Source organism: Streptomyces sp. NPDC048606 (assembly GCF_040650855.1).
Lineage (GTDB): Bacteria > Actinomycetota > Actinomycetes > Streptomycetales > Streptomycetaceae > Streptomyces.
Genome location: NZ_JBEZIB010000019.1, coordinates 129,601 through 149,832, shown reverse-complemented (window position 1 = coordinate 149,832; position 20,232 = coordinate 129,601). Strand labels below are relative to the sequence as shown.

The following is a 20,232-nucleotide window of genomic DNA, read 5'->3' as shown; positions in this document are numbered from 1 at the left end:
GTCCACGAACCAATGGGTCCGAGCCGTCGTTTCGCAGGTGGGGTAGCGGGCGATCAGGCGCAACAGATCTCTAGGAAGCGCCGGTCCCACGGGCCGGCCGGAGGGAAAGCGATGGGTAGGACACTCGCGGAGAAGGTCTGGGACGACCATGTCGTCCGGCGCGCCGAGGGCGAGCCCGATCTCCTCTTCATTGATCTCCACCTGCTGCACGAGGTGACCAGCCCGCAGGCCTTCGACGGGCTGCGGCAGGCCGGCCGCAAGGTCCGGCGGCTGGACCTCACCATCGCGACCGAGGACCACAACACCCCCACCCTCGACATCGACAAGCCGATCGCGGACCCGGTCTCCCGGGCCCAGCTGGAGACGCTGCGCAAGAACTGCGCCGAGTTCGGTGTCCGCCTGCACTCCCTGGGCGACGTCGAGCAGGGTGTCGTCCACGTCGTGGGCCCCCAGCTGGGGCTGACCCAGCCGGGCACCACCGTGGTCTGCGGCGACTCGCACACCTCCACGCACGGCGCCTTCGGCGCGCTGGCGTTCGGCATCGGCACCAGCCAGGTCGAGCACGTGCTGGCCACCCAGACGCTGCCGCTGGCCCGCCCGAAGACGATGGCCATCACCGTCACCGGAGAGCTGGCCGAGGGCGTCACCGCCAAGGACCTGATCCTGGCGATCATCGCCCGGATCGGTACCGGCGGCGGTCAGGGCTACATCCTGGAGTACCGCGGCGAGGCCGTCGAGAAGCTCTCGATGGAAGCCCGCATGACCATCTGCAACATGTCGATCGAGGCCGGCGCCCGCGCGGGCATGATCGCCCCCGACCGGACCACCTTCGACTACCTCCAGGGCCGCGACCACGCCCCCGAGGGCGAGGACTGGGACGCGGCGGTCGCGTACTGGAAGACGCTGCGCACCGACGACGACGCGGTCTTCGACGCCGAGGTCGTCATCGACGGCTCCGAGCTGTCCCCGTTCGTCACCTGGGGCACCAACCCGGGCCAGGGCGCGCCCCTGTCGGCGAACGTCCCCGACCCCGCTTCGTACGAGGACGCTTCGGAGCGCCTGGCCGCCGAAAAGGCCCTGGAGTACATGGGGTTGACCGCCGGGCAGCCGCTGCGCGAGATCAGGGTGGACACGGTCTTCGTAGGTTCCTGCACCAACGGCCGCATCGAGGACCTGCGCGCCGTCGCCGGGATCATCGAGGGCCGCAAAGTCGCCGACGGCGTACGGATGCTGGTGGTCCCCGGCTCGGTCCGCGTCGCGCTCCAGGCCGTGGAGGAGGGCCTGGACAAGGTCTTCAAGGAGGCCGGCGCCGAATGGCGGCACGCGGGCTGCTCGATGTGCCTGGGCATGAACCCGGACCAGTTGGCCCCCGGTGAGCGCTCCGCGTCCACCTCCAACCGCAACTTCGAGGGCCGCCAGGGCAAGGGCGGGCGCACCCACCTGGTCTCGCCGCAGGTGGCCGCCGCCACCGCGGTCCTGGGCCACCTGGCCTCGCCCGCCGACCTGTCCGACGCCCACGCGACCGCCGGAGTCTGATCACCCATGGAAGCCTTCACCACCCACACCGGCCGGGCCGTCCCGCTGCGCCGCAGCAACGTCGACACCGACCAGATCATCCCGGCCCACTGGCTGAAGAAGATCACCCGCGACGGGTTCGAGGACGGCCTGTTCGAGGCCTGGCGCAAGGACCCGGACTTCGTCACGAACCGCCCGGAGCGCGCCGGGGCGACCGTCCTGGTCGCGGGCCCCGACTTCGGTACGGGTTCCTCGCGCGAACACGCCGTATGGGCCCTTCAGAACTTCGGGTTCAAGACGGTCATCTCCGCCCGCTTCGCCGACATCTTCCGCGGCAACTCGCTGAAGAACGGCCTGCTGACCGTCGTCCTGCCCCAGGAGACCGTCGATCGGCTGTGGGAACTGACCGAGGCCGACCCGACCGCCGAGATCACCGTCGACCTGGTCGACCGGAAGGTCCGAGCGGAAGGTGTCGAGGCGGAGTTCGAACTCGACGACAACGCCCGGTGGCGTCTGCTGGAGGGGCTGGACGACATCTCGCTCACCCTTCAGAACGAAGCCGACATCGACGCCTACGAAAGCACCCGCCCGGCCTTCAAGCCGCGAACGATTCGGGCTTGATTCCGGCCTGATCAGCGCTTATTCGCCTTCGGGTGATCACATCGGCAAGACTGTGCCCCCCGCCTTCCGGCGGGGGGCACAGCCGTATGTTGAGGCCCCGTGAGGCGACAACTCGCCCCAGATGGCACAATCTGTGCATGGAACGCGACAGTCAACTCGAGCTCTACGAACTCGTCGCGGACCGGTTGAAAGAAGCACACACAAGGGTGCGCACACTGCAAGTCCCGGAGGGCGTAAGGATGGCGCTGTCCCGGAAGCTGTTGGTCGTCACCGCCGCGGCGAAGCATGATCTCGCCGACGCGGCAAGGCGCCTGGACAGGTTGATGAAGGACCTCGACGAGGGTCGATTCCCTGAAGGCGACTGATGCGAAGGAACTCCGTAACGGCCTACATCGTTGCGGCACTAGGGTGATTAGCCCGTTTCGTGTTTGATTTGCGGTATATATCCGCCTAACGTGCGAAATAAGCTTGAACACATTCGTTCTGGCGATGTCTCCGAAGGGGAAGACGTGAACAAGGCGCAGCTCGTAGAAGCGATTGCCGACAAGCTCGGCGGCCGTCAGCAGGCCGCGGACGCTGTCGACGCGGTACTGGACGCCATGGTCCGCGCGGTCGTCGCGGGCGACCGGGTCTCGGTCACCGGCTTCGGCTCGTTCGAGAAGGTCGACCGGCCGGCACGGTACGCCCGCAACCCGCAGACGGGTGAGCGCGTCCGGGTCAAGAAGACCTCCGTCCCCCGCTTCCGCGCGGGTCAGGGCTTCAAGGACCTGGTCAGCGGCACCAAGAAGCTCCCCAAGGGTGACGAGGTCGCCGTCAAGAAGGCCCCCAAGGGCAGCCTGACCGGCGGGGCTTCCGCCACCGTCAAGAAGGCCGCCGCGAAGAAGGCCACCACGGCCAAGAAGGCCGCCGCGAAGACCGCCGTGGCCAAGAAGGCCGCGGCCACCGCGAAGAAGACCACGGCGCGCAAGGCCGCCACGACGACCGTCAAGAAGACGGCCGCGAAGACCACCGTCGCGAAGAAGGCCGCGACGACGGCCAAGAAGGCGGCCCCGGCCAAGAAGGCCGCCACGGCGGCCAAGAAGACCACCGCCACCGCGAAGAAGACCGCCCCGGCGGCCAAGAAGGCCACCGCGACGAAGGCGCCCGCCAAGAAGACGGCGACGCGCAAGGCCACCGCGAAGAAGACCACCGCCCGCAAGAAGTAACCACCAGGGGCACGAGTCACACACGCCGGGCCGGCTTCCCCCGTGGGGAAGCCGGCCCGCGGTGCGTTCTTCGCAGGTCAGAGCCCCTGTCGGCGCCCGCCCGTCGGGGGATCAGAAGGTCTGCAGGGTCACCAGGGTGATGCGCAGGGCCGCGCCCTCGCCGTCCGTCTCGACGCGCACCCGCTGCCCCGGGCGCAGCAGGCGCAGACCGCCCGCGTCGAAGGCCGCCGCCTCGAAGGGCACCGGGGTGCCGTCGTCGAGCAGCACACTGCCGCTGCGGGTCTGGGAGTCGTACGTGTACGCGGTCGCCTGCATACGCGCACTGTATCGGGCGGTGTGCCGCCCCACCCCGAGGGACAGCGCCCTGCGCAGGTCCGCTCCGGTGTCCACGTCCCGGCGTACGCTCTCCACGTCCGACAGGGCGATTTCCACCGCTCCCGAGGCCGAATGGCGGGCGCGGGAGGGGCCTCCGAACGAGGGATCCAATTCCGTACCCGGGCCCGCGGAAAGCAGGGTCGTCCCGATTCCGGCCGCATCCGCCAGAAATGCCCGAGGAAATGTCGAGGCGTTTTCGAGCACGCGTAGCAATTCCGACGGACGCAGCGCGGGCAGGTCCGCGTTCAGCGCGGCCACCGCCGCGCGGGGCCGCCCCGCCCGCACCGCCCGCGCACCGTGCTCCAGCGCGGCGTTCAACCCGGCGCCCGGGGTGTCGGCGAGGACCCGCGCCCCGAGCCTCGACAGCTCCGCCCCGGCCGCCGCGTCGTCCGTGACGACCACCACATCCGCGACCGAAGCGCAGGCCAGAGCCCCTGCGACGGTGTCCTGGGCGAACGCCAGGGCCAGGGCGGGACGGGAGGCGCCCACCGCCGCCGCCAGCCGGCTCTTGGCCACGCCCAGCGGCTTCAGGGGGACCACCAGACTCCAGACGGCGTTCGTGACGGACCCCTTCCCTCCGGTGCGCTCGCGCACCCGCCCGGACCAACGACAGGTCATGGCCCGGTCATCAGTCGGCCCATTGTCGCCCCCCGCCGGCTTCCGGGGGGACCGCCGGGGCGAGCGGGGCGTACGGTGTCCTCGACAGAGACCGGACCTGGGGCGACACTTGTCCGGCCGTAGACGGTGCCCAATGCCGCGCACCGGTCCTTAGAGGAAGGTGTCCGAGTGTCCCGCCGCAGAATCGGCTTCTGGTACCGCCTGGCGGCGGTCATCGCGAAACCGCCGCTGGTAGTGCTCTTCAAGCGGGACTGGCGGGGAATGGAGCACATTCCGGCCGACGGGGGATTTATCACCGCCGTCAATCACAACTCGTATCTGGACCCGCTGTCCTACGCGCACTTCCAGTACAACACCGGCCGGGTGCCCCGATTGCTCGCGAAGGCCGGCCTCTTCAAGGTGCCTTTCGTCGGCATGATCCTGCGCGGCTCCGGGCAGATCCCCGTCTACCGCGAGACCACGAACGCCCTGGACGCATTCCGGGCCGCCGTGGACGCCATCGAGCGCGGTGAATGCGTGGCCTTTTACCCGGAGGGCACCCTCACGCGCGATCCCGACATGTGGCCGATGGCCGGCAAGAGCGGCGCGGCCCGCGTGGCATTGATCACCAAGGCCCCCGTCATTCCGGTGGCCCAGTGGGGCGCGAACCTCGCGATGCCGCCCTACGCCAAGGAGAACAAGGTCCGCCTGTTCCCCCGCAAGACCCTCCAGGTGCTCGCGGGACCGCCCGTGGACCTCTCGGCGTACTACGACCGGGAACCCACGCCGGAGGTCCTCAAGGGCGCCACCGAGGCCATCATGGCCGACATCACCAAACTCCTGGAGGAGCTGCGCGGCGAGAGCGCTCCCGCGCAGCCGTACGACCACCGCAAGGCCAGGGCACAGCAGCGGCGCGACGCCGCGGGGGAGGGCAAGAAGTGACGCGTCCCGTGAAGGCGGCCGTCTTCGGAACCGGCTCGTGGGGCACGGCGTTCGGCATGGTCCTCGCCGACGCCGGCTGCGAGGTGACCCTCTGGGGCCGGCGCCCCGAGGTGGCCGACGCCATCAACACCGGTCGGACCAACCCGGACTACTTCCCCGGCGTCGAACTGCCCGCGAACATGCGGGCCACCACGGACGCGGCCGAGGCCGCCCGGGACGCCGATTTCGCGGTCCTCGCCATCCCCTCCCAGACGCTGCGCGCCAACCTCGCCGCGTGGGCGCCGCTGCTGCCCGACCACGCCGTGCTGGTCTCCCTCATGAAGGGCATCGAACTCGGCACCGCCAAGCGGATGAGCGAGGTCATCGAGGAGGTGGCCAAGGTCCCCGCCGAGCGCGTCGCCGTCGTCACCGGCCCCAACCTGGCCCGCGAGATCGTCGCCCGCCAGCCCGCCGCCTCCGTCGTGGCCTGCGTGGACGAGTCCGTGGCCCAGCGCCTCCAGGCCGCCTGCCACACCCCGTACTTCCGCCCGTACACCAGCACCGACGTCATCGGCTGCGAGCTCGGCGGCGCCGTCAAGAACGTCATCGGCCTCGCCGTCGGCATCGCGGACGGCATGGGCCTGGGCGACAACACCAAGGGCTCCCTCATCACCCGGGGCCTGGCCGAAGCCACCCGCCTGGGCCTCGCGATGGGGGCGGACCCCCTCACCTTCTCCGGCCTCGCGGGCCTCGGCGACCTCGTCGCGACCTGCTCCTCGCCGCTCTCCCGCAACCACACCTTCGGCACCAACCTGGGCCGCGGGATGACCCTGGAGGAGACCATCGCGGTGACCCGGCAGACCGCCGAGGGCGTCAAGTCCTGCGAGTCGGTGGCGGATCTGGCACGGCGCCACGGGGTGGACATGCCCATCACGGACACCGTGGTCGACATCGTGCACCACGGCAAGCCGCCGCTGGTCGCCCTGAAGGAACTCATGGGGCGCAGTGCCAAACCGGAACGTCGCTGAGTCCTTTCCGGACGCTTGAGCGGGTACCCTCGTGGCGATATGAGCAGCGAGAACCTCCCCCAGACCCCTGAGCAGCAGGGCCGCAAGCCCCGCGTGGCCGTCGTGTTCGGCGGCCGCAGCTCGGAACACGCCATCTCGGTCGTCACGGCGGGCGCGGTCCTGCGCTCCATCGACCGCGCCAAGTACGAGGTGCTGCCCATCGGCATCACCACGGACGGCCGGTGGGCCCTGACGGCCGACGAACCCGAGCGCATGGCCATCGCCGACCGCGCCCTCCCGAACGTGGAGGCGCTCGCAGAGTCCCCGGACGGCACCGTCGTGCTGTCCGTGGACCCCGCCAGCCGCGAGGTCGTCTACACCGAGCCGGGCGCCGTCCCCAAGGCCCTGGGCGAGGTCGACGTCGTCTTCCCCGTGCTCCACGGCCCCTACGGCGAGGACGGCACCCTCCAGGGCCTCCTGGAGCTCTCCGGGATCCCCTACGTGGGCTCCGGCGTCCTGTCCTCGGCCGTCGGCCAGGACAAGGACTACATGAAGCGGGTGTTCACCTCCTTCGGCCTGAAGGTGGGCCCCTACCTCACCGTCCGCCCCCGCGAGTGGGACGCCGACCGTGAGGGCGCCCGCGGCCGGATCCTGGACTTCGCCGCCGAGCACGGCTGGCCGCTGTTCATCAAGCCCGCCCGCGCCGGCTCCTCCATCGGCATCACCAAGGTCGACGACGCCTCCGGCCTGGACGAGGCCATCCGCGAGGCCCGCCGCCACGACCCGAAGATCATCGTGGAGGCGCTGCTGCGCGGCCGCGAGATCGAGTGCGGCGTCCTGGAGTTCGAGGACGGGCCGCGCGCCAGCGTCCCCGCCGAGATCCCCCCGGTCTCCAGCCACGACTTCTACGACTTCGAGGCGAAGTACATCGACTCCGCCTCCGGGATCGTGCCCGCCCCGCTCACCGAGGAGCAGACGGCCGAGGTGCGCCGGCTCGCGATCGAGGCCTTCGAGGCGGCCTCCTGCGAGGGTCTGGTGCGCGCCGACTTCTTCCTCACCGAGGACGGCGAGTTCGTGATCAACGAGATCAACACCATGCCGGGGTTCACCCCGATCTCCATGTACCCGCGCATGTGGCAGGAGTCGGGCATCGAGTACCCGGAGCTGGTCGACCTCCTGATCCAGGCCGCCCTGCGCCGCCCGACCGGACTGCGCTAGACGGCCCGGCCCGGGTCCGCCCCGTACAGCCGACCGCCCGCCGACCCCGCCCACGAGGGCGGCGCCGGCGGGCGGCGGTGTGAGCGGACGCGGTGCGCGCCGGCGCCCGGCGGGACTCAGTACGAGGAGATGCCGACGGGGACGGCCTTCGCCACGGCGGCGGACAGGTCGACGAGCAGGCCCGCGTCCGTGGCATGCTCCTTGTCGACCCGGACCTCCGTGTACGCCAGCCGCGAGCCGGTGACGAACCGGAAGCCGCCGTCCGGCGCCTTCTGCAACAGCCAGCCGACGCCGTTCACCTCCACGCCCTCCTGCTTGGGATCCGCCATCTCGGGGGGCTTGGGGATACCGCACCGCAGTACGATCGCCGAGCCGCCCCACGCGGCGGTCAGGTCGGACGCCGGTTCGGTGGTGGTCCGCGCCAGCCCCGCCACCGACCGCGGGAGCTCCTCGTGCAGTGCGGCACAGAGCTTCGCGACCTCGGCGGGCGGAGCGGGCGGCGGTTCCACCCGGGCTTCGGAATCCCCCGGGGCGCAGCCCGCGAGGGCCACGAGGGCCGGAGCGGCGGACAGGACCAGGAGACGGAAGGGCCGGCGGTGCGAAGACATCACCGGCCAAGAGTAGACGGGGGCTACAGATGGACCACGGGGCAGGTCAAGGTGCGGGTGATGCCCTCCACCTGCTGGACCTTCGCCACGACCATGCGGCCGAGCTCGTCCACGGTGTCGGCCTGGGCGCGCACGATCACGTCGTACGGGCCCGTCACGTCCTCGGCCTGGATCACCCCCGGGATCTTGCTGATGGACTCGGCGACGAACGACGCCTTGCCCACCTCGGTCTGGATGAGGATGTACGCCTGTACCACGGAACCTCCAGGGCGGCCACGAGGATCATTTCCCCTAATCTTCGGGTGGGCCCGGGGACAGCGGGTGGGCCCGGGGAAGAAGGGACGCCACGGTACCGCGTCGTCGTGCGCCACGGGGAGACCCACGGGCCCGGCGCCACGCACAGCGGGGCGTACGCAGAGCAGAAGTTGACGTATCTGTTGACGGTACCCAGAGCTGTGACGGCTCGCGACCGCAAGCGGACTTGCCAAGAAGGGGCACAGCGATGAAGGGCACTGTGGGCGAGCTGGGGGAGTTCGGGCTCATTCGAGAGCTCACCTCACGGCTCACCACCACCCCGGCGGTCCGGCTCGGACCCGGTGACGACGCCGCCGTGGTCTCGGCCCCCGACCGGCGGGTCGTGGCGAGCACGGACATCCTCCTGGAGGGCCGGCACTTCCGCCGCGACTGGTCGACGGCCTACGACGTCGGCCGCAAGGCCGCCGCGCAGAACCTGGCGGACATCGCCGCCATGGGCGCGGTGCCCACCGCGCTCCTGCTCGGCCTGGTCGTACCGGCCGAACTGCCGGTGACCTGGCCCACCGAACTGATGGACGGCATCCGCGACGAGTGCCAGGTCGCCGGGGCCGCCGTGGTCGGCGGGGACGTGGTGCGCGGGGACGCCATCACCGTCGCCATCACCGCGCTCGGGGACCTGCGCAACCACGAACCCGTCCTGCGCTCCGGCGCCCGCCCCGGGGACGTCGTCGCGGTCACCGGATGGCTCGGCTGGTCCGCGGCCGGCTTCGCGGTGCTCTCGCGCGGCTTCCGCTCGCCGCGGGCGTTCGTCGAGGCGCACCGCCGCCCCGAGCCGCCCTACCACGCGGGCCCGGCGGCGGCCGGCCTCGGCGCCACCGCCATGACCGACGTCAGCGACGGACTGATCGCCGACCTCGGACACATCGCCGAGGCCAGCAAGGTCCGGATCGACGTGCGTTCGGGTGCCGTGGACATCCCGACGCAGATGCACGACATCGGGCAGGCCGTCGGCGTGGACCCGCTCCAGTGGGTGCTCACCGGGGGAGAGGACCACGCCATCGTGGCGACCTTCCCGCCCGACGTGAAGCTCCCGGCCCGCTGGAAGGTCATTGGCGAGGTCCAGCACCGCTCCGCGCTGCCCCAGGTGACCGTGGACGGCGCCCCGTGGACCAGCACCGGCGGCTGGGACCACTTCGGCGCCGACCCGGCCGTCGAGGAGACCACCCGGTGAACGCGCCGGTGAACGGGTCGGCGAGCGAGCCCGTCAGCGAGCCGGTGAGCGCGCCCGCGCACGACGCGCAGCGGCCCCCGGCGGCCCGGCCGCCGCTGTGCCTGACCGTCGCCGGATCCGACTCCGGCGGCGGCGCGGGCATCCAGGCCGACCTCAAGACGATGCTCGCCCTCGGCGTGCACGGCATGAGCGTGATCACGGCGGTGACCGCCCAGAACTCCCTCGGTGTCCGGGGGGCCTGGGAGCTCCCCGCCGAGGCCGTCACCGCCCAGTACCGGGCCGTGGTGGACGACATCGGGGTCGACGCCGTCAAGACCGGCATGCTCTCCTCCACCCCTCTGGTGGAGACGGTGGCCGCCTTGCTGGCCGACACCGCGGCCCCCGTGGTCGTGGACCCCGTCGGCGTCTCCAAGCACGGGGACGCGCTGCTGGCCGCCTCCGCGCTGGACGCCGTCCGCAAGGAACTGCTGCCCCGGGCGACGGTGGCCACGCCCAACCTCGACGAGGTGACGCAGCTGACGGGCCTCGTCGTGGAGAGCGAGGACGACATGCGGCGGGCCGCCGACGCGATCATGGGCTACGGAGCGCGCTGGGCCCTCGTCAAGGGCGGACACCTCGACGCCGGCGGGCCCGAGGCCGTCGACCTGCTCACCGACGGCGCCACCGAACTGTGGCTGCGCGCCCCCCGCCACGACAACCGCCACACCCACGGCACCGGCTGCACCCTCGCCAGCGCCGTCGCGGCCGGACTCGCCAGGGGCCTGCCCGTACCGGAGGCCGTCACCGAGGCCAAGGCGTACGTCACCGGCGCCATCGCCGCCGGCTTCGCGCTCGGCGGCGGCATCGGCCCCGTGGACCACGCCTGGCGCACGCGCTGACGACACGGGCCGCCCCCTCGGGGGCGGCCCGTGTCGGATCCCGACCTCACGCGGACCTCACGCGCTCCCGGCTCCGGGAAAGGCAAAAGGCCGGTTCACCAGAGGTGAACCGGCCTTCTTGGCAACCGGAAAGGGCTGCGCTACGACGACGAGAGGCGTCAGCGCGAGACCTTGCCGGCCTTGATGCACGAGGTGCAGGCGTTGAGGCGCTTCGGCGTCCCATTGACCACGGCACGGACGCGCTGGATGTTCGGGTTCCAGCGACGCGAGGTGCGGCGGTGCGAGTGGGAGATGTTGTTGCCGAAGCTCGGCCCCTTGGCGCAAACGTCGCAGTTGGCAGCCACAGGTCACTCCAAAGACTTCAGATGCAATTACAGTGAAATCCGGCGCACCGGAATCAGAGATCTGAAGTGGCTTGCCGGATGAATGTCCCGACTCTCGACGGGCAACCTGAGCAGCATACAACGACTGCTTCGGTCCAAGAAAACTACCATGTCCGGACCGGGCTCCGCCCCGGGGGCCCGGTCCGGCCGGAGTCCTTCGTTACCCTGCGGTGAACCCTGGCCCGCACAAGGAGGAACGCCCGGTGGCGCACGAGTCCGAGCCGCACACCCTCGACGCCGAAGCCGTGCGCACCTGGAGCTCGCTGGCCCTGGCCGCGCTGGGCCGGGCCCGCGAGGACATCGACGCCATCAACGTCTACCCCGTCGCGGACTCCGACACCGGCACCAACCTCTACCTGACCGCCGAGGCCGCCGACCGCGCCCTGGCCGGCGCCTGCCGGGCCGCCGGGAGCGCCCCCCGGGCGACGGACTCCGTGACCGAGGACACAGCCTCGCCCCTCTCCCTCGCCGAGGCCGTACGGGCCTACGCGCACGGCGCGCTCATAGGCGCCCGGGGCAACTCCGGGACGATCCTCGCCCAGCTGCTGCGCGGCGTCGCCGACGTCCTCGGCTCCGCCCCCGGCGACCGCGCCCCCGGCCCGCTGCTCGCGCGGGCCCTGGAACGCGCCGCCGAGGAGGCCTACCGGGCCGTCGCACACCCCGTCGAGGGGACCATGCTCACCGTCGCCGGAGCCGCCGCCCGCGCCGCCGGGACGGCGGAGAAGGCCGCCGCCGGCGTCGCCGAGGTCGCCCACGCCGCCTACGAGGGGGCCCGCACGGCCCTCGCCGAGACCCCCGGACAGCTGGCCGCGCTGGGCCGGGCCGGCGTGGTCGACGCCGGCGGCTGCGGGCTGGTCGCCGTACTCGGGGCCCTGTGGCAGGCGCTGTCCGGCCGGGAGCCCGACGCGCGGGCCGTCCCCGGCCGCCTGGTGCCCGTACCGGGCGGGGGCCCGGCGTGCGCCGAGGACGAGGGCGGACCGGCGTACGAGGTCGTCTACCTGCTGGAGGCCCCCGAGGCCGCCGTCGACACCCTGCGCGAGGCGCTCGACGGGCTCGGCGACTCCCTGGTGGTGGTCGGCGGCGACGGCCTGTGGAACGTCCACGTGCACGTGGACGACCCCGGCGCGGCCGTCGAGGCCGGGGTCGTCGCCGGGCGCCCCCACCGCATCCGCATCACCCACTTCGGCGACGAACGCCGCCGGGCCGTGGCCCCGCGCGCCCAGCGGGCCGTCGTCGCCGTCGTCCCCGGCGAGGGACTGGCCGCGCTGTGCGGCGAGGCCGGCGCCACCACCGTCCTCGCCCGCCCCGGCGAGCCGCCCGCCGTCGCCGAACTGGTCGACGCCATCCACCGGGCGCACGCCCGCGAGGTGGCCCTGCTGCCCGGCTCCGCCGACCTGCGCGCCGCCGCCTCCGCCGCCGCCGAGAAGGCCCGCGCCGACGGCGTACGGGTCGCCGTGATCCCCACCCGCTCCGCCGTCCAGGGCCTCGCCGCGCTCGCCGTCCACGACCCCGACGCCAGCTTTGACGAGGACGTCGTCGCCATGACCGCCGCCGCCGGCGCCACCCGCTACGGGGAACTGGCCGTCGCCGAACGGCAGTCCTTCACCTCCGCCGGCATCTGCCAGGCTGGCGACGTCCTCGGCCTCATCGACGGCGACGTCGCCGTCATCGGATCCGGCCTCCCCGAGACCGCCGAGGCCGTCCTGCGGCGCATGCTCGGCTCCGGCGGCGAACTGGTCACCCTCGTCCTCGGACCCGAGGTCCCCGACACCCTCGCCGGGCGCCTGGAGGCCTACGTCCAGCACGGCCACCTCGCCGTCGACACCGTCACCTACCGCGGCGGGCGCTACTCGGCCCCCCTGCTCATCGGGGTGGAATAGCGGGCTTGTCGGCGCCATGGTGTGCAATGGAACACGTGCCCGCGCTCGACGAAGACCTCAAGAAGACCCTCGGCCCCGCCACCGCCAAGGTGCTGGCCGAACAGCTCGGCCTGCACACGGCCCTGGACCTGCTCCACCACTACCCGCGGCGGTACGCGGAGCGCGGCGAACTGACGCCGCTCGTCGAGCTCTCCGACCAGCTCGACGAGCACGTGACGGTCGTCGCCCAGGTCGCCGACGCCCGGATCCTGACCTTCAACGGCGGGCGCGGCAAACGCCTGGAGGTCACCATCACCGACGGCAACGGCCGCCTCCAGCTGGTCTTCTTCGGAGCCGGCGTCCACAAGCCGCACAAGGACCTGCTGCCCGGCACCCGCGCGATGTTCGCGGGCAAGGTGGGCATGTTCAACCGCAAGCTCCAGCTCTCGCACCCCGCCTACGAACTCCTCGGCGCGGACGCCTCCGACCGGGACGCGGCGGCGGCCTTCGCGAGCCAACTCATCCCGATCTACCCGGCCTGCGCCAAGCTGGAGTCCTGGAAGATCTCCAAGGCGGTCGACGCCGTACTGCCCTCCGCCCGGGAGACCGTGGACCCCCTGCCCCCCGCCCTGCGCGAGGGCCGGGGCCTGATCCCCCTCACCGAGGCCCTCCTCAAGATCCACCGCCCGGCCACGAAGGCCGACATCGAGGACGCCCGGCAACGCCTCAAGTGGGACGAGGCCTTCGTCCTCCAGGTCGCCCTCGCCCGCCGCCGCCACGCCGACTCCCAGCTGCCGGCCGTCCCCCGCCGCCCCACCCCCGGCGGCATCCTCGACGCCTTCGACGCGAAGCTGCCCTTCACCCTCACCGAGGGCCAGCGCACCGTCTCGAAGGAGATCTTCGACGACCTCGCCACCAGCCACCCCATGCACCGCCTCCTCCAGGGAGAGGTCGGTTCGGGCAAGGCGCAGCCCCTCGACTCGCTGGTGCTGACGCCCACGGGTTTCCGACCGATGGGAGACATCGGGGTGGGGGACGAGGTGGTGGTGCCGTCCGGCGAGATCGGCCTCGTGGGCGGTGTCTTTCCGCAGGGGGAACGCGAAGTGTGGCGGGTGGTGCTCTCGGACGGGAGCTCCGTCGAGTGCGATGACGAACACCTGTGGATCGTCGGGACGAGCTGTGCGTGGGTCCGTGGTCAGCAACCCAAGGTGTTGACCACGAGAGAGATCAGGGCGGACCTCCACAAGGCCAATGGTTCTTCCAAGTGGTACCTGCCGGTGGCCGTGCCCGTGGACCTCGGGAACGACGACCCCCGGCCGCTCGATCCGTACCTGATGGGCGTGCTCATCGGAGACGGTTCCTTCCGCCACAACCTGAGACTTTCCACCGCGGACGACGAGATCCTGGCCGCGGTCGAGGCGGCGGTCGCCCCGCACTGCGAGATGGCCGCCGTGCCCGGATCCACCTGCGACTACACGATCCGTATGAGCGGGCCGAGGGGCGGCACGCGACGCAATCCCGTCATCCAGGCGGTGCGGGATCTGGGGTTGTGGGGCGCGACCTCACACGACAAGTTCGTTCCGGACGTGTACAAGAACGCACCCGTCAAGGACCGCTTGGCGGTACTTCAAGGGCTCATGGACACGGATGGGACCCTGGCCGCGAACGGAATGAGCATTTCGTTCTGTTCCGCTTCACTCCGGTTGGCGCAGGACGTGGCCTGGCTCGTGCGCTCTCTCGGCGGACGTGCTCGCGTGCTGCCCAAGAAGTCGGCATACAACGTGTCCGTCGCACTGCCCGAGGAGTTCGAGCCGTTCCGGCTGCCGCGCAAGGCGGGACGCATGCGACCGAGGCCGAAGTACAACACTTTCCGGCGCGGTATCCGGGCCGTGGAACACGTGGGCCCCAAGCCGGTCCAGTGCATCAGCGTCGAGCATCCGAGCCACGCCTACGTGACCGACAACTTCACCGTGACGCACAACACCATGGTCGCGCTGCGGGCCATGCTCGCCGTCGTGGACTGCGGCGGACAGGCCGCCATGCTCGCGCCCACCGAGGTCCTCGCCCAACAGCACCACCGCTCGATCACGGAGATGATGGGCGAGCTCGCGGAGGGCGGGATGCTCGGCGGCGCCGACCGCGGCACCAAGGTGGTGCTGCTCACCGGCTCCATGGGGATGCCCGCACGCCGCCAGGCCCTGCTCGACCTGGTCACCGGCGAGGCCGGCATCGTCATCGGCACCCACGCCCTCATCGAGGACAAGGTGCGCTTCCACGACCTCGGCCTGGTCGTCGTCGACGAACAGCACCGCTTCGGCGTCGAACAGCGCGACGCCCTGCGCTCCAAGGGCAAGCAGCCCCCGCACCTGCTCGTCATGACCGCCACCCCCATCCCGCGCACCGTGGCGATGACCGTCTTCGGCGACCTGGAGACCTCCGTCCTGGACCAGCTGCCCGCCGGCCGCTCCCCGATCGCCACCCACGTGGTCCCCGCCAAGGACAAGCCGCACTTCCTCGCCCGCGCCTGGGAACGGGTCCGCGAAGAGGTGGAGAACGGCCACCAGGCGTACGTCGTCTGCCCGCGCATCGGCGACGGCGAGGACGAGCCCAAGAAGAAGCAGGCCGAGGGCGACGACGACCGCAGGCCCCCGCTCGCCGTGTTGGAGATCGCCGAGCAGCTCGTGGGCGGCCCCCTCGCCGGACTGTCCGTCGAGGTCCTGCACGGGCGGATGGACCCCTCGGACAAGGACGACGTCATGCGCCGCTTCGCCGTCGGCGAGGTCAAGGTGCTGGTGGCCACCACCGTCATCGAGGTCGGGGTGAACGTCCCCAACTCCACCGTCATGGTCATCATGGACGCCGACCGGTTCGGCGTCTCCCAGCTCCACCAGCTGCGCGGCCGCGTCGGCCGCGGCTCCGCCCCCGGCCTGTGCCTGCTGGTCAGCGAGATGCACGAGGCGAGCCCCGCCCGCGCCCGGCTCGCCGCCGTCGCCGCCACCCTCGACGGCTTCGAGCTCTCCCGCATCGACCTCGAACAGCGCCGCGAGGGCGACGTGCTCGGCCAGGCCCAGTCCGGCGTCCGCTCCTCCCTGCGCATGCTCGCCGTCATCGAGGACGAGGAGGTCATCACCCAGGCCCGCCAGGAGGCCACGCGCGTGGTCGCCGCCGATCCCGAACTGGAGCACCTGCCCGGACTGCGCACCGCCCTCGACGCGCTGCTGGACACCGAGCGGGAGCAGTACCTGGAGAAGGGCTGAGCGGGGCGGGCGACGGGAGCGGGCGGGGCCGCCCCGGACGTTCCGGGGCGCGACGACCTATCGTTGGCCCGAGACCACCTCCGCGCGCCCCCGCGCGCCCCCACCCAGCGAAGGACCCCAGATGACCCGCGTGATCGCCGGCACCGCCGGCGGGCGGCGGCTGGCCGTGCCGCCCGGCACCGGCACCCGCCCGACCTCCGACCGGATGCGCGAAGGGCTCTTCTCCACCTGGGAGTCGCTGCACGGCGTGGAGGGCTCCCGCGTGCTCGACCTCTACGGGGGTTCCGGTGCAGTCGGGCTGGAGGCCCTCTCCCGCGGCGCCGACCACACCCTGCTGGTCGAGGCCGACGCCAAGGCCGCCAAGGCGATCCGCGACAACATCAGGACGCTGGGCCTGCCGGGCGCCGAATTCCGGGCCGGCAAGGCCGAACAGGTCGTGGCCGCGACCGCCCAGGGGGACCCGTACGACATCGTCTTCCTGGACCCGCCGTACGCCGTGGAGCACGCCGAACTGGGCGAGATCCTCCTCACACTCCGCTCCAATCGCTGGATCACGGAGGACGCGCTCGTCACCGTGGAGCGCAGCACGAGGAGCGGTCCGTTCCCGTGGCCGGAGGGGTTCGAGCCGTTGCGGTCGCGCAAGTACGGCGAAGGCACCCTTTGGTACGGGCGCGCCGTCCACGGTCGCGAAGAGTCATGATGCCCGCACGGGAGATCGAGGGAGTTCAGTTGCGCCGCGCCGTCTGTCCGGGGTCTTTCGACCCCATCACCAACGGGCACCTCGACATCATCGGTCGGGCCTCCAGGCTCTACGACGTCGTCCACGTCGCCGTGATGATCAACCAGTCCAAGAAGGGGCTGTTCACCGTCGAGGAGCGGATCGAACTGATCCGCGAGGCGACCGCCGACTACGGCAACGTGGAGGTCGAGTCCTTCCACGGCCTGCTCGTCGACTTCTGCAAGCAGCGGGACATCCCGGCCATCGTCAAGGGCCTGCGCGCCGTCAGCGACTTCGACTACGAACTCCAGATGGCCCAGATGAACATGGGTCTGTCCGGCGTCGAGACGTTGTTCGTGCCGACCAACCCCACCTACAGCTTCCTGTCCTCCTCCCTGGTCAAGGAGGTCGCGGCCTGGGGCGGGGACGTCGCCCACCTGCTGCCCGCGCACGTGCACGCGGCCCTGGTCGAGCGGCTCGGCGAGAGGTGATCCGACGGCGGTCCGGGTGAGCTTCGCCCGGACCGCCCCGCCGCCCCTCCCCGCGGCCCTACAGTCGTCCCCTCAGCCGTTGCGGCCGTCCCGGGAACCCCACCCGGGGGCAGGGAGAGTGCGAGCGACCATGGACGTACAGAAGCAGCTCGACGGGATCGTCGCGGCCGTCGCCGGCGCCCGGTCCATGCCCATGTCGGCCTCCTGCGTCGTCAACCGCGCGGAGCTCCTCGAACGTCTCGAAGAGCTGCGCGAGGCCCTCCCGGGCTCCCTCGCCCAGGCGCGCGAGGTGATCGGCGGGCGGGAACGGATGGTCGAGGAGGCCCGCCGCGAGGCGGACCGGATCATCGAGGACGCGCACGCCCGGCGCGGCTCGCTCGTCTCCGACACCGAGATCGCGCGGCGCTCGCGGGCCGAGGCGGACCGGATCCTGGAGGAGGCCCGTCGGGAGGCGGAGGGGATCCGGGCGGAGGCCGACGAGTACGTCGACAGCAAGCTCGCCAACTTCGAGGTCGTCCTCGGCAAGACCATCGGCTCCGTGGGCCGGGGCCGCGAGAAGCTCCTCGGGCGCGGCCCGGGCCTCGACGAGCAGGGCGTCCCCGACCCGCACGTCCCCGAGCGGAGCGAGGACCCGAGGGTGCTGCGGGAGCGGGCGGACGCCTACGTCGACACCAAGCTCGCGACCTTCGAGGCGGTGCTGACCAAGACCCTGGAGGCCGTCGGTCGGGGTCGGCTGAAGCTGCTGGGCCGGGTGCCCACCGACGACCTCGGCGCCGAGGCGGCCGGGAGCCGGAGGGCCCGTGCGGTCAGCGACGCGGACTTCCTGGCAGGCCTGGCCGAGCCGGATCCCGCCCCGGCGTTCCCCGCGGCCGGGGCCCCGCCGGCGTACGACCCCTACGACGCGCACGCCCCGTACGCCGGGCAGCCGCAACCGCAGCCGGTCGCCGCCGGGCAGGAGGCGTACGCCGTGCAGGAGCCGTACGCGTACGCCGCCCAGGACCCCTACGCCGCCCAGGACCCCTACGCGGGCCCGACGTACGCCGGTCAGGGCTACCCGGACCAGACCCACGCCGGGCAGAACCATGCCGGGCAGACCTACGACGGGCAGACCTACGCGGGTCAGGCCTACGGGCAGCAGCCCTACGGGGCGGGGTACCAGTCGGACCCGTACGCCGCCCCCGGGCAGCGGCCCGGGGCGGAGGAGACCGGCTTCTTCGACACGGGCATGATCGATCTGGAGCAGCTGCGCCGGTACGAGCAGGGGCGTTAGCCCGGATTGGGCGCAGGGCGCATCGCCGGGTATCCTGGCTCTTCGGTCGCGCGTATGCACCGCGATCCATGCTGCCCGTAAGCGGCCTTCGTTTGCGCGGCAGGTCTTTGATCTTCAGCGATCTGTGAAAGCAGGAACGGCCCTGAACACCCGCCTCGACCACCGCAACCCCCTCGTGTTCGACACGCACGAGCTGGGTCGGCGTCCTGGTGCCATGCAGCGGCTCTCCCGCGAGATCGACGCGCCGGCGGACCTCGGTATCGCCGGTGTCATCGGAGTGCCGGAAGGCACCCCGTTGAAGCTCAGCCTCCGCTTGGAGTCGGTCATGGAAGGGGTGCTCGTCACAGGCACCGTCCGTGGCTCGGCCGCCGGAGAGTGCGTAAGGTGTCTGGAGGCCGTCGAGCGTGAGCTCAAGGCGGACTTCCAGGAGATGTTCTCGTACCCTGACGCCGACGACCGGGGCCGCTCTCACGCGGAGCCGGCCGACGACGCCGAGGACGACGAGGACACGCTCTTCCTCGAGGACGGCTTGTTCGACCTCGAACCCGTGCTGCGCGATGTGGTGGTGCTCGCACTGCCCATGCAGCCGGTGTGCCGGGAGGACTGTCTCGGACTGTGCCCCGATTGCGGGCTCGGCCTGAACGACGACCCGGACCACCACCATGACGCCGTCGACATCCGTTGGGCGGCATTGCAAGGACTCGTCACCGATCAGGGCGTCGAGAAGGACAACATGAGCGGCACTGCGTCTGACGGAGTTCAGAGCGCCGCCGAGAAGCAGGAGAAGTAGCCGTGGCTGTTCCGAAGCGGAAGATGTCGCGCAGCAACACGCGCCACCGCCGGTCGCAGTGGAAGGCTGCGGTCCCCACCCTGGTTTCGTGTGAGCGTTGCCAGGAGCCGAAGCTCCAGCACATCGCGTGCCCGAGCTGCGGCACCTACAACAAGCGCCAGGTCCTCGAGGTCTGAGCGGCTGGTGAGAGGCGCAATGTCTGAGCTGTCCAACGCTGAGAAGCAGGCAGACAGTAACAACGCGGCCTCGTCCCACACGCTTCTGGAAGGGCGGCTCGGGTATCGACTCGAGTCCGCCCTTCTGGTGCGTGCGCTGACCCACCGTTCGTACGCGTACGAGAACGGCGGTCTGCCCACCAACGAACGCCTGGAGTTCCTCGGGGACTCCGTGCTGGGCCTGGTGGTCACGGACACGCTGTACACCACCCACCCCGACCTGCCGGAAGGCCAGCTGGCCAAACTGCGGGCCGCGGTGGTCAACTCGCGCGCGTTGGCGGAGGTCGGGCGCGGCCTCGAACTCGGCTCCTTCATCCGGCTCGGCCGGGGCGAAGAGGGCACGGGCGGCCGGGACAAGGCTTCCATCCTCGCCGACACCCTGGAAGCGGTGATCGGCGCGGTCTACCTCGACCAGGGCCTCGACGCGGCCTCGGAGCTGGTCCACCGGCTCTTCGACCCGCTCATCGAGAAGTCCTCCAACCTCGGTGCCGGCCTGGACTGGAAGACCAGTCTCCAGGAGCTCACGGCCGCCGAAGGCCTCGGTGTTCCGGAGTACCTGGTCACCGAGACCGGTCCGGACCACGAGAAGACCTTCACCGCTGCCGCCCGCGTCGGTGGTGTCTCGTACGGCACCGGCACCGGCCGCAGCAAGAAGGAAGCGGAACAGCAGGCCGCGGAGTCCGCCTGGCGCGGGATCCGCGCCGCCGCGGACGAGCGGATCGCGGCGGCCTCCGCCGCGACCGAAGCCGCTCCGGCGGAGGGAGACGGGACGCCGACGCCCGCCGACCCGACTCCGGAAGCCTGATCGCTTTCTTTTA

At 71.5% G+C, this 20,232-nt stretch carries 20 protein-coding genes and 1 pseudogene; 17 read left to right on the top strand and 4 right to left on the bottom strand.

Annotation, left to right across the window (positions count from 1 at the left end; all coding sequences use genetic code 11):
• The first annotated feature begins 111 nt into the window (after positions 1-111).
• The 4 genes from leuC to AB0D01_RS21660 all read left to right on the top strand — a co-directional run bounded on the left by leuC (position 112) and on the right by AB0D01_RS21660 (position 3,341).
• The gene (leuC, locus tag AB0D01_RS21675) at positions 112-1,536 is read left to right on the top strand and encodes a 3-isopropylmalate dehydratase large subunit (protein ID WP_363057588.1); all 1,425 of its coding nucleotides are present in this window, start codon (positions 112-114) and stop codon (positions 1,534-1,536) included.
• Positions 1,537-1,542: 6 nt separating this feature from the next.
• The gene (gene leuD / locus AB0D01_RS21670; protein WP_363057586.1) at positions 1,543-2,136 is read left to right on the top strand and encodes a 3-isopropylmalate dehydratase small subunit; all 594 of its coding nucleotides are present in this window, start codon (positions 1,543-1,545) and stop codon (positions 2,134-2,136) included.
• 137 nt (positions 2,137-2,273) lie between these two features.
• Positions 2,274-2,501 (top strand): hypothetical protein, encoded by a 228-nt coding sequence (locus tag AB0D01_RS21665; RefSeq protein ID WP_008739877.1) that lies wholly within the window; start codon positions 2,274-2,276, stop codon positions 2,499-2,501.
• 144 nt (positions 2,502-2,645) lie between these two features.
• Complete coding sequence (locus AB0D01_RS21660) at positions 2,646-3,341, top strand: HU family DNA-binding protein (protein ID WP_363057584.1); 696 nt, start codon at positions 2,646-2,648, stop codon at positions 3,339-3,341.
• Positions 3,342-3,662: 321 nt separating this feature from the next.
• Here the strand turns inward: AB0D01_RS21660 and cofC are convergent.
• A pseudogene (gene cofC / locus AB0D01_RS21655) lies at positions 3,663-4,310 on the bottom strand (2-phospho-L-lactate guanylyltransferase); the annotation flags it as partial.
• Between the two features lie 192 nt (positions 4,311-4,502).
• Between cofC and AB0D01_RS21650 the strand changes: the two are divergent.
• The 3 genes from AB0D01_RS21650 to AB0D01_RS21640 are packed head-to-tail and all read left to right on the top strand — an operon-like array spanning position 4,503 to position 7,459.
• Positions 4,503-5,255: a lysophospholipid acyltransferase family protein gene (locus AB0D01_RS21650; RefSeq protein WP_363057582.1), complete on the top strand. Its 753-nt coding sequence runs from the start codon at positions 4,503-4,505 to the stop codon at positions 5,253-5,255.
• Entirely contained in the window at positions 5,252-6,262 is a 1,011-nt protein-coding gene (locus tag AB0D01_RS21645; protein ID WP_363057580.1) for an NAD(P)H-dependent glycerol-3-phosphate dehydrogenase, read from the top strand. Before AB0D01_RS21650 ends, AB0D01_RS21645 begins: the two co-directional genes overlap by 4 nt.
• Before the next feature lie 39 nt (positions 6,263-6,301).
• Positions 6,302-7,459 (top strand): D-alanine--D-alanine ligase family protein, encoded by a 1,158-nt coding sequence (locus AB0D01_RS21640; protein WP_363057578.1) that lies wholly within the window; start codon positions 6,302-6,304, stop codon positions 7,457-7,459.
• Between the two features lie 116 nt (positions 7,460-7,575).
• Here the strand turns inward: AB0D01_RS21640 and AB0D01_RS21635 are convergent, their stop codons facing one another.
• The gene (locus AB0D01_RS21635; RefSeq protein ID WP_363057576.1) at positions 7,576-8,067 is read right to left on the bottom strand and encodes a DUF3515 domain-containing protein; all 492 of its coding nucleotides are present in this window, start codon (positions 8,065-8,067) and stop codon (positions 7,576-7,578) included.
• 23 nt (positions 8,068-8,090) lie between these two features.
• On the bottom strand, positions 8,091-8,324 hold the full coding sequence (locus tag AB0D01_RS21630; protein ID WP_363057574.1) for an Lrp/AsnC ligand binding domain-containing protein: 234 nt from the start codon (positions 8,322-8,324) through the stop codon (positions 8,091-8,093).
• Between the two features lie 245 nt (positions 8,325-8,569).
• On the opposite strand from AB0D01_RS21630, the gene AB0D01_RS21625 reads away from it, so the two are divergent.
• Together AB0D01_RS21625 and thiD are read left to right on the top strand one after the other, a co-directional pair.
• Entirely contained in the window at positions 8,570-9,553 is a 984-nt protein-coding gene (locus AB0D01_RS21625) for a thiamine-phosphate kinase (protein WP_363057572.1), read from the top strand.
• A 44-nt stretch (positions 9,554-9,597) separates the two neighbouring features.
• The gene (gene thiD, locus AB0D01_RS21620) at positions 9,598-10,431 is read left to right on the top strand and encodes a bifunctional hydroxymethylpyrimidine kinase/phosphomethylpyrimidine kinase (protein WP_363057620.1); all 834 of its coding nucleotides are present in this window, start codon (positions 9,598-9,600) and stop codon (positions 10,429-10,431) included.
• Positions 10,432-10,589: 158 nt separating this feature from the next.
• Here thiD and rpmB read toward each other — a convergent pair whose 3' ends face one another.
• Positions 10,590-10,775, bottom strand: coding sequence for a 50S ribosomal protein L28 (gene rpmB / locus AB0D01_RS21615; RefSeq protein WP_007266795.1), 186 nt, complete (start codon positions 10,773-10,775; stop codon positions 10,590-10,592).
• 242 nt (positions 10,776-11,017) lie between these two features.
• Between rpmB and AB0D01_RS21610 the strand changes: the two genes are divergently transcribed.
• From AB0D01_RS21610 to rnc, 8 genes are all read left to right on the top strand, one after another.
• Positions 11,018-12,694 (top strand): DAK2 domain-containing protein, encoded by a 1,677-nt coding sequence (locus AB0D01_RS21610; protein WP_363057570.1) that lies wholly within the window; start codon positions 11,018-11,020, stop codon positions 12,692-12,694.
• Positions 12,695-12,720: 26 nt separating this feature from the next.
• The gene (locus tag AB0D01_RS21605) at positions 12,721-15,930 is read left to right on the top strand and encodes a helicase-related protein (RefSeq protein ID WP_363057568.1); all 3,210 of its coding nucleotides are present in this window, start codon (positions 12,721-12,723) and stop codon (positions 15,928-15,930) included.
• A 121-nt stretch (positions 15,931-16,051) separates the two neighbouring features.
• Positions 16,052-16,630 (top strand): 16S rRNA (guanine(966)-N(2))-methyltransferase RsmD, encoded by a 579-nt coding sequence (rsmD, locus tag AB0D01_RS21600; RefSeq protein ID WP_363057566.1) that lies wholly within the window; start codon positions 16,052-16,054, stop codon positions 16,628-16,630.
• 29 nt (positions 16,631-16,659) lie between these two features.
• A complete protein-coding gene (gene coaD, locus AB0D01_RS21595; RefSeq protein WP_363057618.1) occupies positions 16,660-17,139 on the top strand; it encodes a pantetheine-phosphate adenylyltransferase in 480 nt (159 codons plus the stop codon).
• Positions 17,140-17,269: 130 nt separating this feature from the next.
• Positions 17,270-18,409, top strand: coding sequence for an ATP synthase F0 subunit B (locus AB0D01_RS21590; RefSeq protein WP_363057564.1), 1,140 nt, complete (start codon positions 17,270-17,272; stop codon positions 18,407-18,409).
• Between the two features lie 142 nt (positions 18,410-18,551).
• Positions 18,552-19,199 carry a DUF177 domain-containing protein gene (locus tag AB0D01_RS21585; RefSeq protein ID WP_363057616.1) on the top strand — a complete coding sequence of 216 codons (648 nt, stop codon included), beginning with the start codon at positions 18,552-18,554 and terminating at the stop codon, positions 19,197-19,199.
• 2 nt (positions 19,200-19,201) lie between these two features.
• A complete protein-coding gene (gene rpmF, locus AB0D01_RS21580; protein WP_003965982.1) occupies positions 19,202-19,375 on the top strand; it encodes a 50S ribosomal protein L32 in 174 nt (57 codons plus the stop codon).
• Between the two features lie 19 nt (positions 19,376-19,394).
• Positions 19,395-20,219 carry a ribonuclease III gene (rnc, locus tag AB0D01_RS21575; RefSeq protein ID WP_363057562.1) on the top strand — a complete coding sequence of 275 codons (825 nt, stop codon included), beginning with the start codon at positions 19,395-19,397 and terminating at the stop codon, positions 20,217-20,219.
• Positions 20,220-20,232: the final 13 nt, after the last annotated feature.